Source organism: Streptomyces sp. NPDC046939, assembly GCF_040644575.1.
GTDB lineage: Bacteria > Actinomycetota > Actinomycetes > Streptomycetales > Streptomycetaceae > Streptomyces.
Window position 1 is genome coordinate 120,903 of sequence record NZ_JBEYWV010000008.1, and the last position, 17,492, is coordinate 138,394.

Consider the following 17,492-nt stretch of genomic DNA (forward strand, 5'->3'; position numbering starts at 1 on the left):
AACAAGCACCCGCGACACAACGTCACCCCCGCGGCGCGAAGGCGCACCCCAGCCCCCTCACCCGAAGGAACCCAGAACCCGCTTCAACCCGGCCACAAACTCCGCACTGGTGCCCCGGCCCCGCACAGCGACCCGCACCCAATCCCGCCCCAACCCCGGAAACGTATCCCCCCGCCGCACAGCGAACCCGACCCCGCGCAACACCTCCCGCACCACCCCCGCCGAAGGCACCCGCACCAGCACGAACGGCCCGTGCGCGGGCCCCGCCACCTCCACCCCGAACTCCGCCAGCCCCTCAAGCAGCCCCACCAGATACGCCCGGTCCGCCGCAACGCCCCGCGCCGCAGCCTCCGCCTCCGCAACTCCCCGCGCGGACACACACGCCTGCGCGGCGACAAGCGCGGGCGACGACACGGGCCACAAGGGCTGCGCCCGCTGGAGCGCCGTGATGACGCCCGGTTCGGCGAGCACGTACCCGATGCGCAGCCCCGCCAGCCCCCACGTCTTCGTCAGACTCCGCAGCACCACGAGCCCGGGCACGTCGGTCCGCCCGGCGAGGGCCTCCCGCTCACCCGGCACCGCGTCCATGAACGCCTCGTCGACGACGAGCACCCGCCCCGGCCGCGCGAGCCGGACGATCTCCTCCGCCGGATGCAGGACGGAGGTCGGATTGGTCGGATTCCCGACGACGACGAGATCCGCCCCCTCGGGCACGAGCGACGCGTCGAGCCGGAACCCGTCGGACTCCCGCAACAGCACCCGCTCCACGACGTGGCCCGCGTCGGCGAGCGCCGCTTCCGGCTCGGTGAACTGCGGATGCACGACGACGGGCCGCCGCACCCCGAGCGCCCGCGCGAGCAGCACGAACGCCTCCGCCGCCCCGGCGGTGAGCAGAACCCGTTCGACGGGCACCCCGTGCCGGGCCGCGACCGCCGCGCGGGCCGCGCGCCCGTCCGGGTACGCCGCAAGCCCTTCCAGGGAGGCGGCGATGTGTTCCCGCAGCCATGTGGGCGGCGTGCCGGTGCGGACGTTCACGGCGAGGTCGATCAGCTTCTCGCCGTCGTCCCGCACCTCGGCGTCCCCGTGATGCCGCAGATCGGGCCCGCCCTTCTCGCCGTCGACCTCGGGGGGCGCGCCCAGCCGCACCTCCACACCCGGATGCGCGGCGGCCCATTCCCGTACCTGGACCTCGTCCGGCGCCACCGCCTCGTACGGCTGCACGACGATCCGCCGCGCCCCGAGCGCCGCGCACCGGTCGAGCCCGGACGCCACATCCGGCGAGGCGCCCGAGACGAACGCCGGCTCGACCCCCGCGAACGCGCCATCCTCCCACAACAGCCGCGCGGCGGCCACGAGTTCGGCGTTCACGACGGGGTCGGCCGAGCCGCGCCCCACGAGCAGGACCGACACGTCGTCCCGCCCGGACGGAAAGCGATCGGCAGACCGCGCGAGGGCGGCGAGCAGGGCCGGGGGAGGGGTGAGCACGAACGGACTCCTAGCGACTGGTGACCAGAGGGACGAAGGGGCGGCCGGGACCGAGGGCGGCCACCGCACAGGTCACCCGCCCACGGGAGACCCGCTTCGGCACGACCAGCTCCCCCCGGGACGCGGCCAGCGCCGCCGCCTCCGCGACCGACGGCGTACCGGCGACCGCGCCCACCCGGGCCGACGGATGCGGCACCGGCACATCGGCGAGGAGCTCGGCCGCGTACGACAGCAACGGCACCCCGAGCCGCGAAGCCGCCGCCATCAGCCCCGGCTCCCGCCCCCGCGCCTCGACGGTCGCGAGCGCGGCCACGTCACCCGGGCCCGCGCCGGCCTCGTCGAGGACGGCGCCGACGAGCCCCAGGACCTCGTCGGCGCTCACCCCGGCGCGCGCGCCGACCCCGACCACCACGATGTGCGCCGGGGGTGTCGCATGGGTTAGCAAAGGCCCATGGCGGTGTTCGTGGCGCTCGGCGCCTTTGTGATGACCCTGGTCGGCGGCTGGACCGCGAGGAGGGTCACCGACCGGCGCCATCTGGTGCTCGGCCTCGCGGGCGGGCTGATGCTGGGCGTCGTCGGCCTCGACCTGCTGCCGGAGGCGCTCGACGCGGCGGGCGGGCCGGTCTTCGGGGTGCCCGCCGCGCTGCTGCTGTTCGTCGCCGGGTTCCTCGCCGCACACGTCCTCGAACACCTCCTCGCCCAGCGCCAGGCCGCCCACGGCGCCGACGAGCACGCGCACGGCCGGGCCCCCGAGGTGGGCCTCACGGCGGCCGGGGCGATGGTCGGGCACAGCATGATGGACGGCATCGCGATCGGCGCCGCGTTCCAGGTGGGCGGCGGGATGGGTGTCGCCGTGGCGCTCGCGGTGATCGCCCACGACTTCGCCGACGGCTTCAACACGTACACGATCACGCGCCTGTACGGGAACGCCCGCCGCAAGGCGACGATCATGCTCCTGGCCGACGCGGCGGCGCCCGTCGTCGGCTCCGCCACCACACTCCTGTTCACCATTCCGGAGCAACTGCTCGGCGGCTATCTCGGCTTCTTCGGCGGCGTCCTGCTCTACCTGGCCGCCGCCGAGATCCTGCCCGAGGCCCACCACGACCACCCGGCCCGTTCGACCCTGCTGTGCACGGTCGCGGGCGCGGCCTTCATCTGGCTCGTCGTGGGCGTCGCGGGCTGAGGTCACGGCGCGGCGCACCGCTCCACGAGCCGCCGGGCGATGTCCGGCAGCGCCGCCCAGTGCGTGTGCAGATAGCTGGCGTGCACACCCTGCTGTACGAAGCCCTCGACGCGCGGCTCCGGGAGCCGCAGGCCCCACGCCGGGGACGGGCCCGCGCCCGGTTCGAGGACCGTGCGGTGGAACTCGTGGCCGCGCAGCCGTGTCCCCGCCGGGGCGAGCACGCTGTCGGAGACGGCGACCGCGTCCCGGTAGCCGAGCGTGAGCCGCTTCGTCATCCGGGCGTCGGCGTCCAGTACCCCGCACATCTCCTGGCCGTCGAGGGACCTGGCGAGGTACAGGAGGCCCGCGCATTCGGCGACGACGGGGGCGCCCGTGCGGGCCAGCTCCGCGACGGCCTTGCGGAGCTGGTTGTTCGCCGAGAGTTCGGGGGCGTAGACCTCGGGGAAGCCGCCGCCTATGACGATGCCGGCGGTGCCCTCCGGGAGGTGTTCGTCGTTCAGGGGGTCGAATGTGGCTACCTGGGCGCCTGCCGCCGTGAGGAGTTCTGTGTGCTCGGCGTAGGAGAAGGTGAAGGCTGCGCCTCCTGCCACTGCCACGATCGGGTTCGTCGGCGGGTGCGGGTTCGTTGTGGTTGCTCGCGCAGTTCCCCGCGCCCCTGAGGCTGCTGGATTCCAGCCCTCCTCGGACAGTGGCGGGGCCGTTCTTGCCAGCGCCAGCAAGCCCTCCAGGTCGCAGGCGTCGCGGACCATCGCCGCCGATGCCCGTACCGAGTCCACCGCCTCCGCGCTCCGTTCGGCCACCGGGACCAGGCCCAAGTGGCGGGACGGCGTCTCCACCTGTGGGGCGCGGCGCAGGGCCCCGTACACCGGGACGCCGACCTCCTCCAGCGCCTCGCGGAGCAGCTGCTCGTGGCGGTCCGAGCCGACCTTGTTCAGGATGACGCCCGCGAGCCGGACCTCCGGGTCGAAGGAGGCGAAGCCGTGGACGAGTGCCGCCACCGAGCGTGACTGCGACGACGCGTCGACGACGAGCACGACGGGGGCCTTGAGCAGCTTGGCGACGTGGGCCGTGGACGCGAGTTCGCCCTGGCCGGAGACGCCGTCGAAGAGGCCCATCACGCCCTCGACGACGGCCAGGTCGCAGCCCTGCGCGCCGTGTACGAACAGCGGGCCGACCAGGTCGGGGCCGCACATGTACGCGTCCAGGTTGCGGCCCGGGCGCCCGGTCGCGAGGGCGTGGTAGCCCGGGTCGATGTAGTCGGGGCCCACCTTGTGCGGCGACACGGCGAGGCCGCGCTCGGCGAACGCGGCCATCAGGCCCGTCGCCACGGTCGTCTTGCCCGATCCGGACGCGGGCGCCGCGACGACCAGACGGGGTACGGCGGATGCGGACGTCACCACTCGATGCCCCGCTGGCCCTTCTGGCCCGTGTCCATCGGGTGCTTCACCTTCGACATGTCGGTCACGAGGTCGGCGAAGTCGATCAGCTTCTCGGGGGCGTTGCGGCCCGTGATGACGACATGCTGCGTGCCCGGCCGGTCCCGCAACACCTGCACCACCTCGTCCACGTCGATCCAGCCCCAGTGCAGGGGGTACGCGAACTCGTCCAGCACGTACAGCTTGTACGTCTCGGCGGCCAGGTCCCGCTTGACCTGCTCCCAGCCCTCGCGGGCCTTCTCCTCGTTGTCGGCCTGGTCATCGCGCTGGACCCAGGACCAGCCCTCGCCCATCTTGTGCCAGTCGACGGTGCCGCCCTCGCCGGAGGCGCCGAGCACCTTGAGCGCGTTCTCCTCGCCGACCTTCCACTTCGCCGACTTGACGAACTGGAACACCCCGATCGGCCACCCCTGGTTCCAGGCGCGCAGAGCGAGCCCGAAGGCCGCCGTCGACTTCCCCTTGCCGACGCCCGTGTGCACGAACACCAGCGGACGGTTGCGGCGCTGACGCGTCGTCAGTCCGTCGTCCGGTACGACACTCGGCTGTCCCTGCGGCATCAGGCGGCCCTCCTGCGGGTCTGGTTCGTTGTCTGTCGCTGTCCCTGTACGTCCTTGACGAGCCCGGCGATGGCGTCCGCCCGCAGCTCGTCCAACGTGACGGCCGTGCCGCCCAATTGACCGGCGAGCTGGGCGGCGAGCCCGAGCCGGACCATGCCCGACTCGCAGTCGACGACCACGGACGCCGTGCCCTCGACGGCGTGCAGCCCGGCCGCGCGCCCCGCCAGCTTCACCGGCTCGGGCCCGCCCGTGGCGCGCCCGTCGGTGACGACGACCATCAGCGGGCGGCGCGCCGGGTCCCGCAGCCGCTCCACGCGCAGCACCTCGTGCGCCGTGAGGAGACCTGCGGCCAGCGGCGTACGGCCACCGGTCGGCAGCGTCTCCAGGCGGGCGGCGGCGGTGTCCACGCTCGACGTCGGCGGCAGCGCCACCTCGGCCTTGGTCCCGCGGAACGTCACGAGCCCCACCTTGTCGCGCCGCTGGTAGGCGTCGAGGAGCAGGGAGAGGACGGCACCCTTCACCGCGCCCATGCGCTGTCGCGCGGCCATCGAACCGGAGGCGTCCACGACGAAGAGGACCAGATTCCCCTCGCGGCCCTCGCGCGTCGCCTGCCGCAGGTCGTCCCGGCGCACGACGAGCCCCGGGCCCGACCGTCCGCGCGCCCGCTGGTGCGGCGCGGCGGCCTGCACGGTGGCGGCCAGGTGCAGCTTGGTGAGGGCGCCCCGGGGGCGTACGGCACCCGTCGTGCGGCCGTGCTCGGTCCGCGCCCTGGACCGGCGCCCGGCGGCGCCCTCGCCCAGGCCCGGGACGCTCAGCATCTTCGTACGGAAGGGTTCGCCGGGGGAGACGGGGCGCTGTTCCTGCGCCGCGGGGCCGGGCGCGGGGGGCGCCGCCGGTGTCTCGGGGGCTTCCCGCGGGCCGGGGCCCTCCTGCTCGGAGGTCTCCGGCGCGGGCCCGTCCTGCGGCGGCAGCCCGCCCCCGCCCCCGGGACCGTCATCGTCGGGGCCCTGGTCGTCCGGCCCCTCGGGCTCCGGATCGTCGTCAGGGGTGTCGTCGGGGCCGAACTCGTCCAGCGTCTCGTCGAGCTTGTCCTCGTCGAGGCCGGGCGCGTCGAACGGGTTGCGGCGCCGCCGGTGCGGCAGCGCGAGCAGCGCGGCCTGGCGCACGTCCTCGGCGAGCACATCGGTACGCCCCGCCCACGCGGCGAGCGCGGTCGCGGTCCTCGCCATCACGATGTCGGCCCGCATCCCGTCCACCTCGAACGCGGCGCAGGTCGCGGCGATCCGCGTCAACGCCCCGTCGCCGAGCCGGACATGGGGCAGCAGGGCGCGCGCGGCGGCGATCCGCTCCCGTACCTCCGCCTCCTCGGCGGCGAAGCGCGCGGCGAACCCCTCGGGGTCGTCGTCGTACGCGAGCCGGCGCCTGACGACCTCGACGCGCTGCTCCGGCTCGCGCGACGCGGCGACCTCGACGGTCAGCCCGAACCGGTCGAGCAGCTGCGGCCGCAGCTCGCCCTCCTCCGGGTTCATCGTGCCGACGAGGAGGAAGCGGGCGGCGTGCCGTACGGAGACGCCCTCGCGCTCCACGTACGAGGCGCCCATGGCGGCGGCGTCGAGGAGCAGGTCGACCAGGTGGTCGTGGAGGAGGTTGACCTCGTCGACGTAGAGGATGCCGCGGTGCGCGTCCGCGAGCAGGCCGGGCTCGAACGCCTTCACGCCCTCGGCGAGCGCCCGCTCGATGTCGAGCGCGCCGACGAGCCGGTCCTCGGAGGCGCCGACGGGCAGCTCGACCATCCGCGCGGCCCGCTGGACCCCGGGTCCGACCTCGTGCGGCCCGTCCGGGCACTGCGGGTCGGGCGCGTCCGGGGCGCAGGAGAACCGGCAGCCGGGGACGACGTCCACGTCGGGAAGGAGTGCGGACAGGGCGCGTACGGCGGTGGACTTGGCGGTCCCCTTCTCACCGCGCACGAGAACGCCGCCGACGGCGGGCGAGACGGCGTTGAGCAGGAGAGCGAGCCGCAGATCGTCCTGCCCGACGAGCGCGGTGAACGGATACGGGTCGGGCATCAGCGATCAACCTCCGGTGAACGGGAACTGCCTAGGGGCGCGGGGAACGGCGCGACAAGCCCCCACGAACCGGCACGTACGACCGAACGCATGGGGGTCCGGGGGCGCAGCGCCCGGGGACGGGACGGGAAGGGGCGGCGGGGGCGACGCACAGGCCCCGCGCTCACGACGGCGCCCCGGGCGGAACGAACGGCAACCCCTTGGGCACGCCCCCCTCGATCAACCGCCACAACGCATCCGTGTCCGCGGCCCGCTCGATCAGATCCCCGAGCCGGTCGAGCTGCTCCTCCCGCAACGCCGCGAACGACGTATCAGGCGCAGGCACGAACCGCCGCCCGGCCGCGTCGGAGACAGCCTGCAGAAAGGCGCGCCGGAACCCGTCCGACTCCAGGGACCCGTGCCAGTGCGTCCCCCACACGGCCCCCACCCGGCACCCGTCCAGGAACGGATCGCCGCCGAGGACATCGGCGACCCCGTGATGGATCTCGTACCCCTCGACGTGCTCGCCGAGCGCCTCGCCCACCGGCCGCGCGAGCGTCTTCTCGCGGGCGAACCGTACGCGTACGGGAAGCAGCCCGAGCCCGTCCACGACGCCCGCCCGGGACTCGACCTCGTCCTCGATGCGCTCGCCGAGGAGCTGGAACCCGCCGCAGATGCCGAGCACGGGACGCCCTTCGGCGGCCCGCCGGACCAGCGCGTCAGCGAGCCCGCGCTCGCGCAGCCACTCAAGAGCCTTGACGGTCCCGCGCGTGCCCGGCACGACCACCAGGTCGGCGTCGGCCAGCTCCTCCGCGCGGTCCACGAAACGGACCACGACGCCCGGCTCGGCGGCCAGCGCGTCGACGTCCGTGAAGTTCGACATCAGCGGCACCGCGCACACCGCGACCCGCAGCACGTCGGCGCCGACCGGCGGCGCGACGACGGACTCGCGCACGGCGCCCCGCAGGGAGACCCGCAGCCCGTCCTCCTCGTCGATGCCGAGCCCGTGCTGGTAGGGGAGGACGCCGTAAGTCGGCCGCCCCGTGAGGGACTTGAGCATGTCGAGACCCGGTTCGAGCAGGCTGACATCGCCCCGGAACTTGTTCACCACATACCCGGCGAGCAGCTCCTGGTCCTCGGGGGCGAGCAGCGCCGTCGTGCCGAAGAAGGAGGCGAAGACCCCGCCCCGGTCGATGTCGCCGACGACGAGCACGGGCAGCCGGGCCGCCCGCGCGATGCCCATGTTCACGATGTCGGTACGGCGCAGGTTGATCTCGGCGGGGGAGCCGGCGCCTTCGCAGATCACAGCGTCATGACTGCCCCGCAACTCCTCCAGGCACCCCACGACGGTGTCGAGCAGCGCGCCCTGCCGCGCGCCGTGGTACCCCCGCGCGCTCATCTCGCCCACGGGCTTGCCCATGAGCACGACCTGGCTGCTGCGGTCGCTGCCGGGCTTGAGCAGCACCGGGTTCATGAGCGCGGTCGGCTCGACCCGGGCGGCCTGCGCCTGCATGGCCTGCGCCCGCCCGATCTCGGCGCCCTCGCGGGTCACGAACGAGTTCAGGGACATGTTCTGCCCCTTGAACGGCGCGACCTTCACGCCCTGCCGTACGAGCCACCGGCAGATCCCCGCGGTGACCACGCTCTTCCCGGCGTCGGACGTGGTGCCCGCGACGAGCAGCCCGCCGCCCCTCATCGGCCCGCACCCGTCATCCGTCGCCTCCGCGCCCACAGCGCCCGTCCGCCCACGCACACTCCCCAAGCCAGCCAGCTCACCCGCCGCGACAGCCGCGCGGCCCGTTCGACGTCCTCGACCCGTACCGGGCGCCCGCCCGCGTTGAGCACGGGCCGGTGCTCGACCCTGCCGCCGTACGCGAGCGTCCCGCCGAGCCGCACCCCGAGCGCGCCCGCGAACGACGCCTCGACCACGCCCGCGTTCGGGCTGGGGTGGCGCCCCGCGTCGGCGCGCCAGGCGCGGGCCGCCTCGCGCGGACGCCCGCCCGCGAGCACCGCGAGGGCGCCGGTCAGCCGCGCGCCGGGCCACCCGGCGACGTCGTCGAGCCGGGCCGAGGCCCAGCCGAACCGGCGGTAGCGGGGCGACTTGTGCCCGACCATGGCGTCGAGCGTGTTCACGGCGCGGAACGCGAGGAGGCCCGGCACTCCGCCCACGGCCCCCCACACCAGCGCGCCCACGACGGCGTCCGAGGTGTTCTCGGCGACGGACTCGACGACGCCGCGCGCGATCCCGTCGGCGTCGAGGCCTTGCGGATCCCGCCCGCACAGGCGCGGCAGCAGCTCCCGGGCCGCCTCCACCTCACCCGCTCGCAGCGCGGCCCCGATGCCCCGGGCCTCCCGCCCGAGCGTGGTCCCGCCGACGACGGCCCAGGTGGCGACGGCGGTCAGCGCGATCGAGGCGACAGGAGACGTCCGTACGGCCCGCGTGGCGAGCGCCCCCACCGCGGCGGCGCCCCCGGCGCAGACCACGGCATGGGCGGCGCCCCAGCCCCGGTGGTCCCGCCACAGCACCCGCTCCACGGCGCCCGCGGCCCGGCCGAAACCGGCGACGGGGTGCCCCCGGCGCGGATCACCGAGCAACAGGTCGGCTACGAGTCCGGCGGCGGCACCGTACGCGAACACGCGCCCGGCCCGCACCGTGCCGCGCGGGGCGAACATGGTGGTGGTTGTCCTCACTCAGGGTGTCCACGCCCTGGTTCGACGAGACCGACAGCAGAGAGTTCCTGGCTCGCCCCCTTCGCGGAGGGCTCACAGTGGCGGGACCGCGCCGGATTCGCACCGGCTTCCTCGGACTGCTGCCGTACATGGCCCGGGAAGTCCACCACGCAGCGCGAATGCGCGTCAACTTGCTGTTGACCTGGGAAGGGGGAGTGTGGGGAGGTCCACAGGGCACGCAGAAGGGTGGGGTGGGGGACGCGGCGCGCCCCCCACCCCACCCTTCGGACGTCGTCTCAGGCCACGATCAGATAGATCCCGTACGCCACCGCCGCCGCACACAGTGCGAAGCAGACGTACGCGCCCGATGTGACCGCCGTGGCCGAGGCCCCGCGCTGCGCCGCCGCCTCCCGCTTGGAGAGGCCGACGATGCCGAGGGTGAACAGGCCCACCAGGGCCACCGTGGTCACGAGGCTGACGCCGAAGACGGAGCCGAGGGCCGCCCAGTCGATGTTCATGGCTTCGGTTCCTTACAGCGTGGCGCCGGCGGGGCGCGCGGGGTCGGCCGCGGCCGGGGCGGACGAGGGGGAGGGGATCGCGGGGATCGTGGCCTTCAGGTCGACCGGGACCGGGGCCCCGGCCTCCGCGACCGCGCCGGCCGGCGGCGGGGAGACGGCGGCGATGGCCGTCGTTATGACCCCGGCCGGTTCCTCCACGGCACCCGGCGTGTCCGGGGTGACGCTCGTGTGGTCGACGGTCTCGCGGCGGGACAGCTTCCAGATGACGGCGGAGCCGCCGACGAGGAGGGCCGCGGTGAGGCCGACGCCCCAGGGCCCCTGCTTGGTGAGGAACTCGGCGCCCGCGCCGACCAGACCGGCGGCCGGCAGGGTCAGGCCCCACGCCACGAACATCCGGGTCGCGGTGGACCAGCGGACGACGCCGCCCTTGCGGCCGAGGCCCGCGCCCATCACGGCGCCCGAGCAGACCTGGGTGGTGGAGAGGGAGAAGCCGATGTGCGAGGAGGCGAGGATCGCGGTCGCGGCGCTGGTCTGGGCGGTGAAGCCCTGCTGCGGCGCCAGTTCGGTGAGGCCCTTGCCCATGGTGCGGATGATCCGCCAGCCGCCCAGGTAGGTGCCGAGCGCGATGGCGAGACCGGCCGAGACGATGACCCACAGCGGCGGGTTGGCGCCGGGCGCGAGGACGCCGCCGGTGATCAGGGCGAGGGTGATGATGCCCATCGTCTTCTGCGCGTCGTTGGTGCCGTGGGCGAGGGAGACGAGCCCGGCGGAGGCGATCTGCCCGGCGCGGTACCCCTTCGAGGTGGCCTTCTCGTCGGTGTGCTTGCTGATGCGGTAGGTCAGCCGTGTGGCGAGCGTCGCGGCGAGTCCGGCGACGATCGGCGCGGCGACCGCGGGCAGCAGCACCTTGGTGACGACGGTCCCGCCGTTCACCGAGGACCAGCCCATCGACATGACCGCGGCGCCGATGAGGCCGCCGAACAGGGCGTGCGAGGAGCTGGAGGGCAGGCCGACCAGCCAGGTGACCAGGTTCCAGAGGATGGCGCCGACGAGCGCCGCGAAGATGACCTCTGTCTTGAGGCCGTCCTCGTTGATGATGCCGCCGGAGATGGTCTTGGCGACCTCGACGGAGAGGAAGGCTCCGACGAGGTTCAGCACGGCGGACATGGCCACCGCCGTCTTCGGCTTGAGGGCGCCTGTCGAGATGGTCGTCGCCATCGCGTTGGCGGTGTCGTGGAAACCGTTGGTGAAATCAAAGACCAGCGCGGTAACGATCACGATCGCGAGGAGCAGCGTGATGTGTTCCATTTACCCAGGCTTCGGTTGGACGTCAGTGGCACGCTGAACGTAAGTAAGCAGGGTGAACGGAAGATGAACTGGGCGGGGCGTCATGGTGACCCGATCCGGAGTGATCTCGCCCCGCTTCGTCCGGCACGGTGTGCGCCGTTCCGGATCGGCCCCCGGAGAAGCCCGGAATCCCGGGTTCCGGGAGGCCCGATCCTTGCTCGGCTACCCGTTGGCCAGACGCCGCAACTGGGTCATCGACCCGTTGAAGAGATTCTGGTCACCCGGCAGGCTGCCGCCGTTGTCGTACTGCCAGAACGTCCAGAAGGACCATCCGGCGGGCAGGGGCCCCACGTTCTTGCTGTAGTGGGCGAGCCAGAGGGGGTGCTTGGCGGCGAAGGCGCGGCTGTTCCCGGTGCACAGCCTCCACCAGCGGGCGTTGGTGTAGATCACCGGGTACCGGCCGGTCCTGCGCAGGGTCTCGGCGCTGAAGGACTTGATCCACGAGACCATCTTCGCCTTGCTGAGCCCGTAGCACTTGGCCTTGCCGTACGGGTTGTACTCGATGTCGAGCGCGGGCGGCAGCGTCCATCCGTCCCGCGACCAGCTGCCGCCGTTGCGCACGAAGTAGGAGGCTTGCGCCTTGCCGGAGGACTTGTTCGGCAGGGCGAAGTGGTAGGCGCCCCGGATGATGCCCGCGCGGCGGGCGCCACCGTACTGCTGTGAGAAGTAGGGGTTCTTGTAGGTGGTCGACTCGGTCGCCTTCACATAGACGAACCGGGAGCCTTTGCTCTTGGCCTTCGCCCAGTTCACGCTCTTCTGGTGCGAGGACACGTCGTGCCCCCGCGGCTTGGCCGCGGCCTGCGCGGGCGGCTCGGCCAGCGCGGCCGCCCCCAGCGCGAGAGCGGCCACGGACGTCGCCACGGTGAGGCGGGCGCGGCGGGACGGTCGGTGATCACGAGCCATGTCTCCCCCGGATCTGCTCGGCACAGCCCGAATTGGGGTCTGTGGTCGTTTTGTACCCATATGCGACTTAGGATGCCTGACAGGATGCTCCGCATGACGCAACTCGAGCAGGCGTGGCAAGAATTGGTGGAGACGGCCCGCAGGACCGTGCGCGACGGCCTGGTCGTCGGCACGTCGGGCAATGTCTCCATACGCGTGGGGGACACCGTCCTCGTCACCCCCAGCGGCGTGCCCTACGACCGGCTCGGCCCGGACGACCTCGTCGCCGTCGACCTGTACGGCGAGCGGCAGGCCGGCACGCTCACGCCGACCAGCGAGCTCCCGATGCACCTCGCCGTGTACCGCCACACGGACGCGCGCGCCGTCGTGCACACCCACGCCGTGCACGCCACCGCCGTCTCCACGCTCGTCACCGAGCTGCCCGCCATCCACTACATGACGGCGGCCCTGGGCGGCCGCGTCCGCGTCGCCCCCTACGCGACGTACGGCACGCAGGAGCTCGCCGAACACGTGCTCGACGCCCTCTCCGGCCGCACCGGCTGCCTCCTGCGCAACCACGGCACCCTCACCTACGGGGACACGCTCGACGCCGCCTACGACCGCACCGCTCAACTGGAGTGGATGTGCCGTCTCTGGCTCACCGCCCACTCCGTCCCCGGCCGCGCCCCCGCGCTCCTGTCCGACGCGCAGCTACGGGAGGCGGGCGAGCGCCTCAGCGGATACGGACAGCCCTGACACGCCCGGCCCGCACCGGCGGTGACACGCCATGAGACATCCGGATCATGGCGCGACCGCGTCACCCCGACCCCGCACCCCACTGGCCCGCGCGGGCCCGGACGCGGACACTGGACGGGTGCGTATCGCCAGAGCGACGGCCGCTGCCGTCACCGCCGTCCTCGGAACCTCCGCGGCCGCGATCGCCGCCGGCCGGCTGGCCAGCGACGCCGCGCTGAAGGCGCCCGCGGGCCACCCCCTGCCCACCGAACCCCGGCTCACCGTCCACACCACCGCCGCCGGGCACATCACCCTGACCCGCGACCTGTCGTCGCTGCGCCCGGGCACGTACGGGCTCGCGGGCGACGACTGGCACGCGGTCGTCGGGCCCGTCATCGAGTCGGCCGAGCACCCCGCGGACACCGTCGTGCGCCGGCTGGAGCGCGTCACGCTCGGCGCGCCCCAGCCCGGCGCGAAGGCCTGGCTCACCCCGCGGGTCCACACCGGCACCCCCAAGACCGCGCTCGGCCTCGACCACGCCGACGTCGACGTGCCCGGCGAACTCGGGACGCTGCCCGCCTGGTTCCTGCCCGGCGTCCGCGACACCTGGGTCATCACCGTGCACGGGCTCGGCACCACCCGCGAACACCCCATGAACGTCATGGGCTTCCTGCGCCACCAGCAGTTCCCGGTGCTCGACCTCGCCCACCGCGGCGACCCCGGCGCGCCCCCCGCCCCCGACGGTCTGCACCACTTCGGCACGACGGAGTGGCACGACCTGGACGCCGCCATCCGCTACGCCGTGCGCCACGGCGCCCAGCAGGTCATCCTCTACGGCTGGTCCACCGGCGCCGCCATGGCGCTGCGCGCCGCCACGTACTCCGCGCTGCGCGACCGCGTCAGCGGCCTGATCCTCGACTCCCCGGTGCTCGACTGGGAGGCGACCCTGCGCGCCCTGGCCCGCGCCCGGCACACCCCGTCCGCGCTCCTGCCGCTCGCGGTCCGCGCCGCGCAGGGCCGCACCGGGCTGACCGGCGACCGGTTCGCCGAGGTGGTCGTACCGGGCACCCTCGCCGTCCCCACCCTCCTCGTGCACGGCCCCGACGACGAGGTGGCGCCCTGGGAGCTGTCCCGCCGCCTCGCGGACCGCCGCCCGGACCTCGTCACCCTCCACACGGTCGACGACGCCCCGCACAACGCGATGTGGAACGCCGACCCGGAGGCGTACGAGGAGCGGCTGCGGCGCTTCCTGACCCCGCTGATGTGAGCCCCCGGCGGGCCTGCGAACCACGACGCGAACTCCGAACAAGGGCTCCCGTTTGGGAATTCGCGGGGTCACCCTGGACACTGCTCCAGTGACGTCCCGTACCCCGCGCGACTCCAGGCTCCGACTCGTCGGCCCGCGCCACCGGCCCCTCACCGCAGCAGCCCCACGCGCCGCGGTCCGAAGGCCCGCGCCGCGCCCGCCGGAGGGCACCCCGCCCCCCGCCGAACTGGCCCGCTCCGCCCGCCAGGGCCTCGCCGCCGCCGTCCGCGTGGCGCGCTGGGCGGACACCGCGCTCAGCCCCGGCAACGGCACGGGCGCGCGCGACGGCAAGGGCACCCTCTCGGACGCCACCGCGCGCCGCGCGGCCGACGATCTGGGGCTCACCGTCGCCCAGGTCCGCGCCGACTGGGACACCGCGCGCCTCGCCGGCCTCGTCGAGGTCCACGGCGACGTCGCCCGGCCCGGCTGGCGGCTGCGCGTCTGGGACCGCGACGACACCGCCGTGCTGCGCGGCTGGGTCGCCCTCTTCGACGCCTGGTCCCTGGTCCACCCGGCACCGGACTCCCTCGAACCGGCCGCGGTCGCCGAAGTCGTCGAAGCGGTCCCGCAGTTGCTCTCTTTCTGCCAGCTCATGGCGGGCCCCGTGCCCACCGCGCAACTCCTCGACCTCCTCGACCAGCGCGTCGCCGAACTGCGCACCGAGCGCTGCGAGATCCCCTACGGCCCCCAGCCCGAACCGGTGCCGCCGCAGGACACCCCGCTCCTGCCGCTCCTCGACTGGGCCCTCGCGGGTCTCGCCGCCGTCGGCGCGCTGACGTACGCCGACGGCCACGCGACGCTGACACCGCTCGGCAGTTGGGCGGTCTGGGTCAAGCTGGAGCAGATCTGCGTCGCCGCCCAGTCCCCGGCCGGGAACATCGAGGTCTCCGCCGAGGACATGCTGCGCGGCTGCGCCCGCCTGCGGCCGAACGCGGCCCGTGCCGAGTACCGCGCCTGGCTCGCCGCCCGTGACGTGGGCAGCGCGGTCACCGAGCTCCTGGCGGCGGCCCGCGGCGAGGACGCCCTGCTGCGCGGCCTGGCCTTCGAGGCCCTGCGTGTCGTCGGTGCCCCCGCCGAGCCCGAGGTGCGCCGCTGCGCGGACGAGCCCGGCCTGCGCCCCTACGCCCTGCTCTGGCTCGCCGAGCACGAGGGCGCCGACCCCGAGGACGTCCACACGGTCCTCACCCGCGAGGAGGCGACCTGGCTGTGGGTGGACACGGCGGCCGCCGTCGCCGACCACGGGGAGGCGCCGCTCCTGGTCCGCCACCTGGAGTCCGCGGTCCAGCCGACCGTCCCGGCCCTCCTCGACGAGGTCCGTGCCGTGGGTCACCCCCGCACGGTCCAGGTCCTGGTCGCCCTGGCGGCGGCCCACCCCGACCCCGCCCTCGCGAAGGCGGTGCGCAGAGCGGCGTTCCAGGTCCACACGGGCGGTGCGTGACGGCTCCGCCCGGGGACGGGCGGGGCCGACGGGGCGCCCCGCCTCCCGGCGCCCCGGAAAATCCGCTTGCATCACCCCGTTAAACTGGCTCGTATGACGTTTCTTCTCTGGGTGGATTAGCGGCGCCGACCGGCCCTCGCCATGGCCCCCGCCTTGGCCCTCGTCTTGTCAACCAGCCGTAACCCTGTCCTGGAGCACCCCCGTGATCACCGCATCCGGTATCGAACTGCGCGCCGGCGCCCGCATCCTCATCGAGAACGCCTCCTTCCGCGTCGCCAAGGGCGACCGCATCGGCCTCGTCGGCCGCAATGGCGCGGGCAAAACCACCCTGACCAAGTGCCTCGCCGGTGAGGGCATCCCGGCCGGCGGCACCATCACGCGCTCGGGCGAGGTCGGCTACCTCCCCCAGGACCCGCGCACCGGCGACCTCGACGTCCTGGCCCGCGACCGCATCCTGTCCGCCCGCGGCCTCGACGTCCTGATGCGCAAGATGCGCGAGAACGAGCAGCGCATCGCCAACGGCACGGGCGCCACCCAGGCCAAGGCGCTCAAGCAGTACGAGCGCCAGGAGACGGAGTTCCTCACCAAGGGCGGGTACGCCGCAGAGGCCGAGGCCGCCACGATCGCCGCCGCGCTGAACCTCCCCGACCGGGTCCTTGGCCAGCCGCTGCACACGCTCTCCGGCGGTCAGCGCCGCCGTATCGAGCTGGCCCGCATCCTCTTCTCGGACGCCGACACCCTGCTCCTCGACGAGCCGACCAACCACCTGGACGCCGACTCCATCGTCTGGCTGCGGGACTACCTGAAGAACTACAGCGGCGGCTTCATCGTGATCTCCCACGACGTCGAGCTGGTCGAGACGGTCGTCAACAAGGTCTTCTACCTGGACGCGAACCGCTCCCGCATCGACGTCTACAACATGGGCTGGAAGCTGTACCAGCAGCAGCGCGAGGCCGACGAGAAGCGCCGCAAGCGCGAGCGCCAGAACGCCGAGAAGAAGGCGTCCGCGCTGAACGCGCAGGCCGACAAGATGCGCGCCAAGGCCACCAAGACGGTGGCCGCGCAGAACATGGCCAAGCGCGCCGACAAGCTCCTCGCGGGCCTGGAGGAGGTGCGCCGCGCCGACAAGGTCGCCAAGCTCCGCTTCCCCGAGCCCGCGCCCTGCGGCAAGACGCCCCTGATGGCCGAGGGCCTGTCGAAGTCGTACGGCTCGCTGGAGATCTTCACCGACGTCGACCTGGCCATCGACAAGGGGTCCAGGGTCGTCATCCTCGGCCTCAACGGCGCGGGCAAGACCACCCTGCTCCGCCTGCTCGGCGGCGCCGAGAAGCCCGACACCGGGCGGGTCGTCGAGGGCCACGGCCTCAAGCTGGGCTACTACGCGCAGGAGCACGAGACGCTCGACCCCGAGCGCAGCGTCCTGGAGAACATGCGCTCCGCCGCGCCCGACCTCGACCTGGTCGAGGTCCGCAAGGTGCTCGGCTCGTTCCTGTTCTCCGGCGACGACGTCGACAAGCCCGCCGGGGTCCTCTCCGGCGGCGAGAAGACCCGTCTCGCCCTCGCGACCCTGGTCGTCTCCTCGGCGAACGTCCTGCTCCTGGACGAGCCCACGAACAACCTCGACCCGGCCAGCCGCGAGGAGATCCTCGGCGCGCTGCGCACGTACAAGGGCGCGGTCGTCCTGGTCACGCACGACGAGGGCGCCGTGGACGCGCTCCAGCCCGAGCGGATCATCCTGCTCCCGGACGGTGTCGAGGACCTGTGGGGCCAGGGGTACGCGGACCTCGTCGCCCTCGCGTGACCCCTCGCGGGGGCGCGTGATCGTCAGCGCCGCTTGATCGAATGGCTGATCCACTGAGTATGGATCATTCGGCCGATCCGTGATCCATC

Annotated in this window: 15 protein-coding genes and 1 riboswitch; of the genes, 5 read left to right on the top strand and 10 right to left on the bottom strand. The window is 73.7% G+C overall.

Annotated features, from left to right (window positions below; translation table 11 throughout):
• Positions 1–57: 57 nt before the first annotated feature.
• Both cobC and ABZ877_RS11300 read right to left on the bottom strand, forming a co-directional pair.
• Entirely contained in the window at positions 58–1,485 is a 1,428-nt protein-coding gene (gene cobC, locus ABZ877_RS11295; RefSeq protein WP_361067973.1) for an Rv2231c family pyridoxal phosphate-dependent protein CobC, read from the bottom strand.
• A gap of 10 nt (positions 1,486–1,495) precedes the next feature.
• Complete coding sequence (locus ABZ877_RS11300; protein ID WP_361067976.1) at positions 1,496–1,930, bottom strand: cobalamin biosynthesis protein; 435 nt, start codon at positions 1,928–1,930, stop codon at positions 1,496–1,498.
• A gap of 6 nt (positions 1,931–1,936) precedes the next feature.
• On the opposite strand from ABZ877_RS11300, the gene ABZ877_RS11305 reads away from it, so the two are divergent.
• Entirely contained in the window at positions 1,937–2,668 is a 732-nt protein-coding gene (locus ABZ877_RS11305) for a ZIP family metal transporter (RefSeq protein WP_361067978.1), read from the top strand.
• Positions 2,669–2,670: 2 nt separating this feature from the next.
• Here ABZ877_RS11305 and ABZ877_RS11310 read toward each other — a convergent pair whose 3' ends face one another.
• The 8 genes from ABZ877_RS11310 to ABZ877_RS11345 form a co-directional block, all read right to left on the bottom strand.
• Positions 2,671–4,068 carry a cobyrinate a,c-diamide synthase gene (locus ABZ877_RS11310; protein WP_361067981.1) on the bottom strand — a complete coding sequence of 466 codons (1,398 nt, stop codon included), beginning with the start codon at positions 4,066–4,068 and terminating at the stop codon, positions 2,671–2,673.
• A complete protein-coding gene (gene cobO, locus ABZ877_RS11315) occupies positions 4,062–4,661 on the bottom strand; it encodes a cob(I)yrinic acid a,c-diamide adenosyltransferase (RefSeq protein ID WP_361067984.1) in 600 nt (199 codons plus the stop codon). The genes ABZ877_RS11310 and cobO overlap by 7 nt, the downstream gene beginning before the upstream one ends.
• Positions 4,661–6,727, bottom strand: coding sequence for a putative cobaltochelatase (locus tag ABZ877_RS11320; protein WP_361067987.1), 2,067 nt, complete (start codon positions 6,725–6,727; stop codon positions 4,661–4,663). Before ABZ877_RS11320 ends, cobO begins: the two co-directional genes overlap by 1 nt.
• Before the next feature lie 163 nt (positions 6,728–6,890).
• Entirely contained in the window at positions 6,891–8,402 is a 1,512-nt protein-coding gene (locus ABZ877_RS11325) for a cobyric acid synthase (protein ID WP_361067990.1), read from the bottom strand.
• On the bottom strand, positions 8,399–9,358 hold the full coding sequence (locus tag ABZ877_RS11330; RefSeq protein ID WP_361068379.1) for a cobalamin biosynthesis protein: 960 nt from the start codon (positions 9,356–9,358) through the stop codon (positions 8,399–8,401). The genes ABZ877_RS11325 and ABZ877_RS11330 overlap by 4 nt, the downstream gene beginning before the upstream one ends.
• A gap of 80 nt (positions 9,359–9,438) precedes the next feature.
• A riboswitch (cobalamin riboswitch) is annotated at positions 9,439–9,510 on the bottom strand.
• A gap of 162 nt (positions 9,511–9,672) precedes the next feature.
• Complete coding sequence (locus tag ABZ877_RS11335; protein WP_361067993.1) at positions 9,673–9,894, bottom strand: hypothetical protein; 222 nt, start codon at positions 9,892–9,894, stop codon at positions 9,673–9,675.
• A gap of 12 nt (positions 9,895–9,906) precedes the next feature.
• On the bottom strand, positions 9,907–11,202 hold the full coding sequence (locus tag ABZ877_RS11340; RefSeq protein ID WP_361067996.1) for an inorganic phosphate transporter: 1,296 nt from the start codon (positions 11,200–11,202) through the stop codon (positions 9,907–9,909).
• A gap of 201 nt (positions 11,203–11,403) precedes the next feature.
• Positions 11,404–12,144: a lysozyme gene (locus ABZ877_RS11345; protein ID WP_361067999.1), complete on the bottom strand. Its 741-nt coding sequence runs from the start codon at positions 12,142–12,144 to the stop codon at positions 11,404–11,406.
• Between the two features lie 93 nt (positions 12,145–12,237).
• Between ABZ877_RS11345 and ABZ877_RS11350 the strand changes: the two genes are divergently transcribed.
• The 4 genes from ABZ877_RS11350 to abc-f all read left to right on the top strand — a co-directional run bounded on the left by ABZ877_RS11350 (position 12,238) and on the right by abc-f (position 17,403).
• Entirely contained in the window at positions 12,238–12,879 is a 642-nt protein-coding gene (locus ABZ877_RS11350; RefSeq protein WP_361068002.1) for a class II aldolase/adducin family protein, read from the top strand.
• A 118-nt stretch (positions 12,880–12,997) separates the two neighbouring features.
• Positions 12,998–14,125, top strand: coding sequence for an alpha/beta fold hydrolase (locus tag ABZ877_RS11355; RefSeq protein ID WP_361068005.1), 1,128 nt, complete (start codon positions 12,998–13,000; stop codon positions 14,123–14,125).
• An 88-nt stretch (positions 14,126–14,213) separates the two neighbouring features.
• A complete protein-coding gene (locus ABZ877_RS11360) occupies positions 14,214–15,602 on the top strand; it encodes a hypothetical protein (RefSeq protein ID WP_361068008.1) in 1,389 nt (462 codons plus the stop codon).
• A 202-nt stretch (positions 15,603–15,804) separates the two neighbouring features.
• A complete protein-coding gene (gene abc-f, locus ABZ877_RS11365) occupies positions 15,805–17,403 on the top strand; it encodes a ribosomal protection-like ABC-F family protein (protein WP_361068011.1) in 1,599 nt (532 codons plus the stop codon).
• Positions 17,404–17,492: the final 89 nt, after the last annotated feature.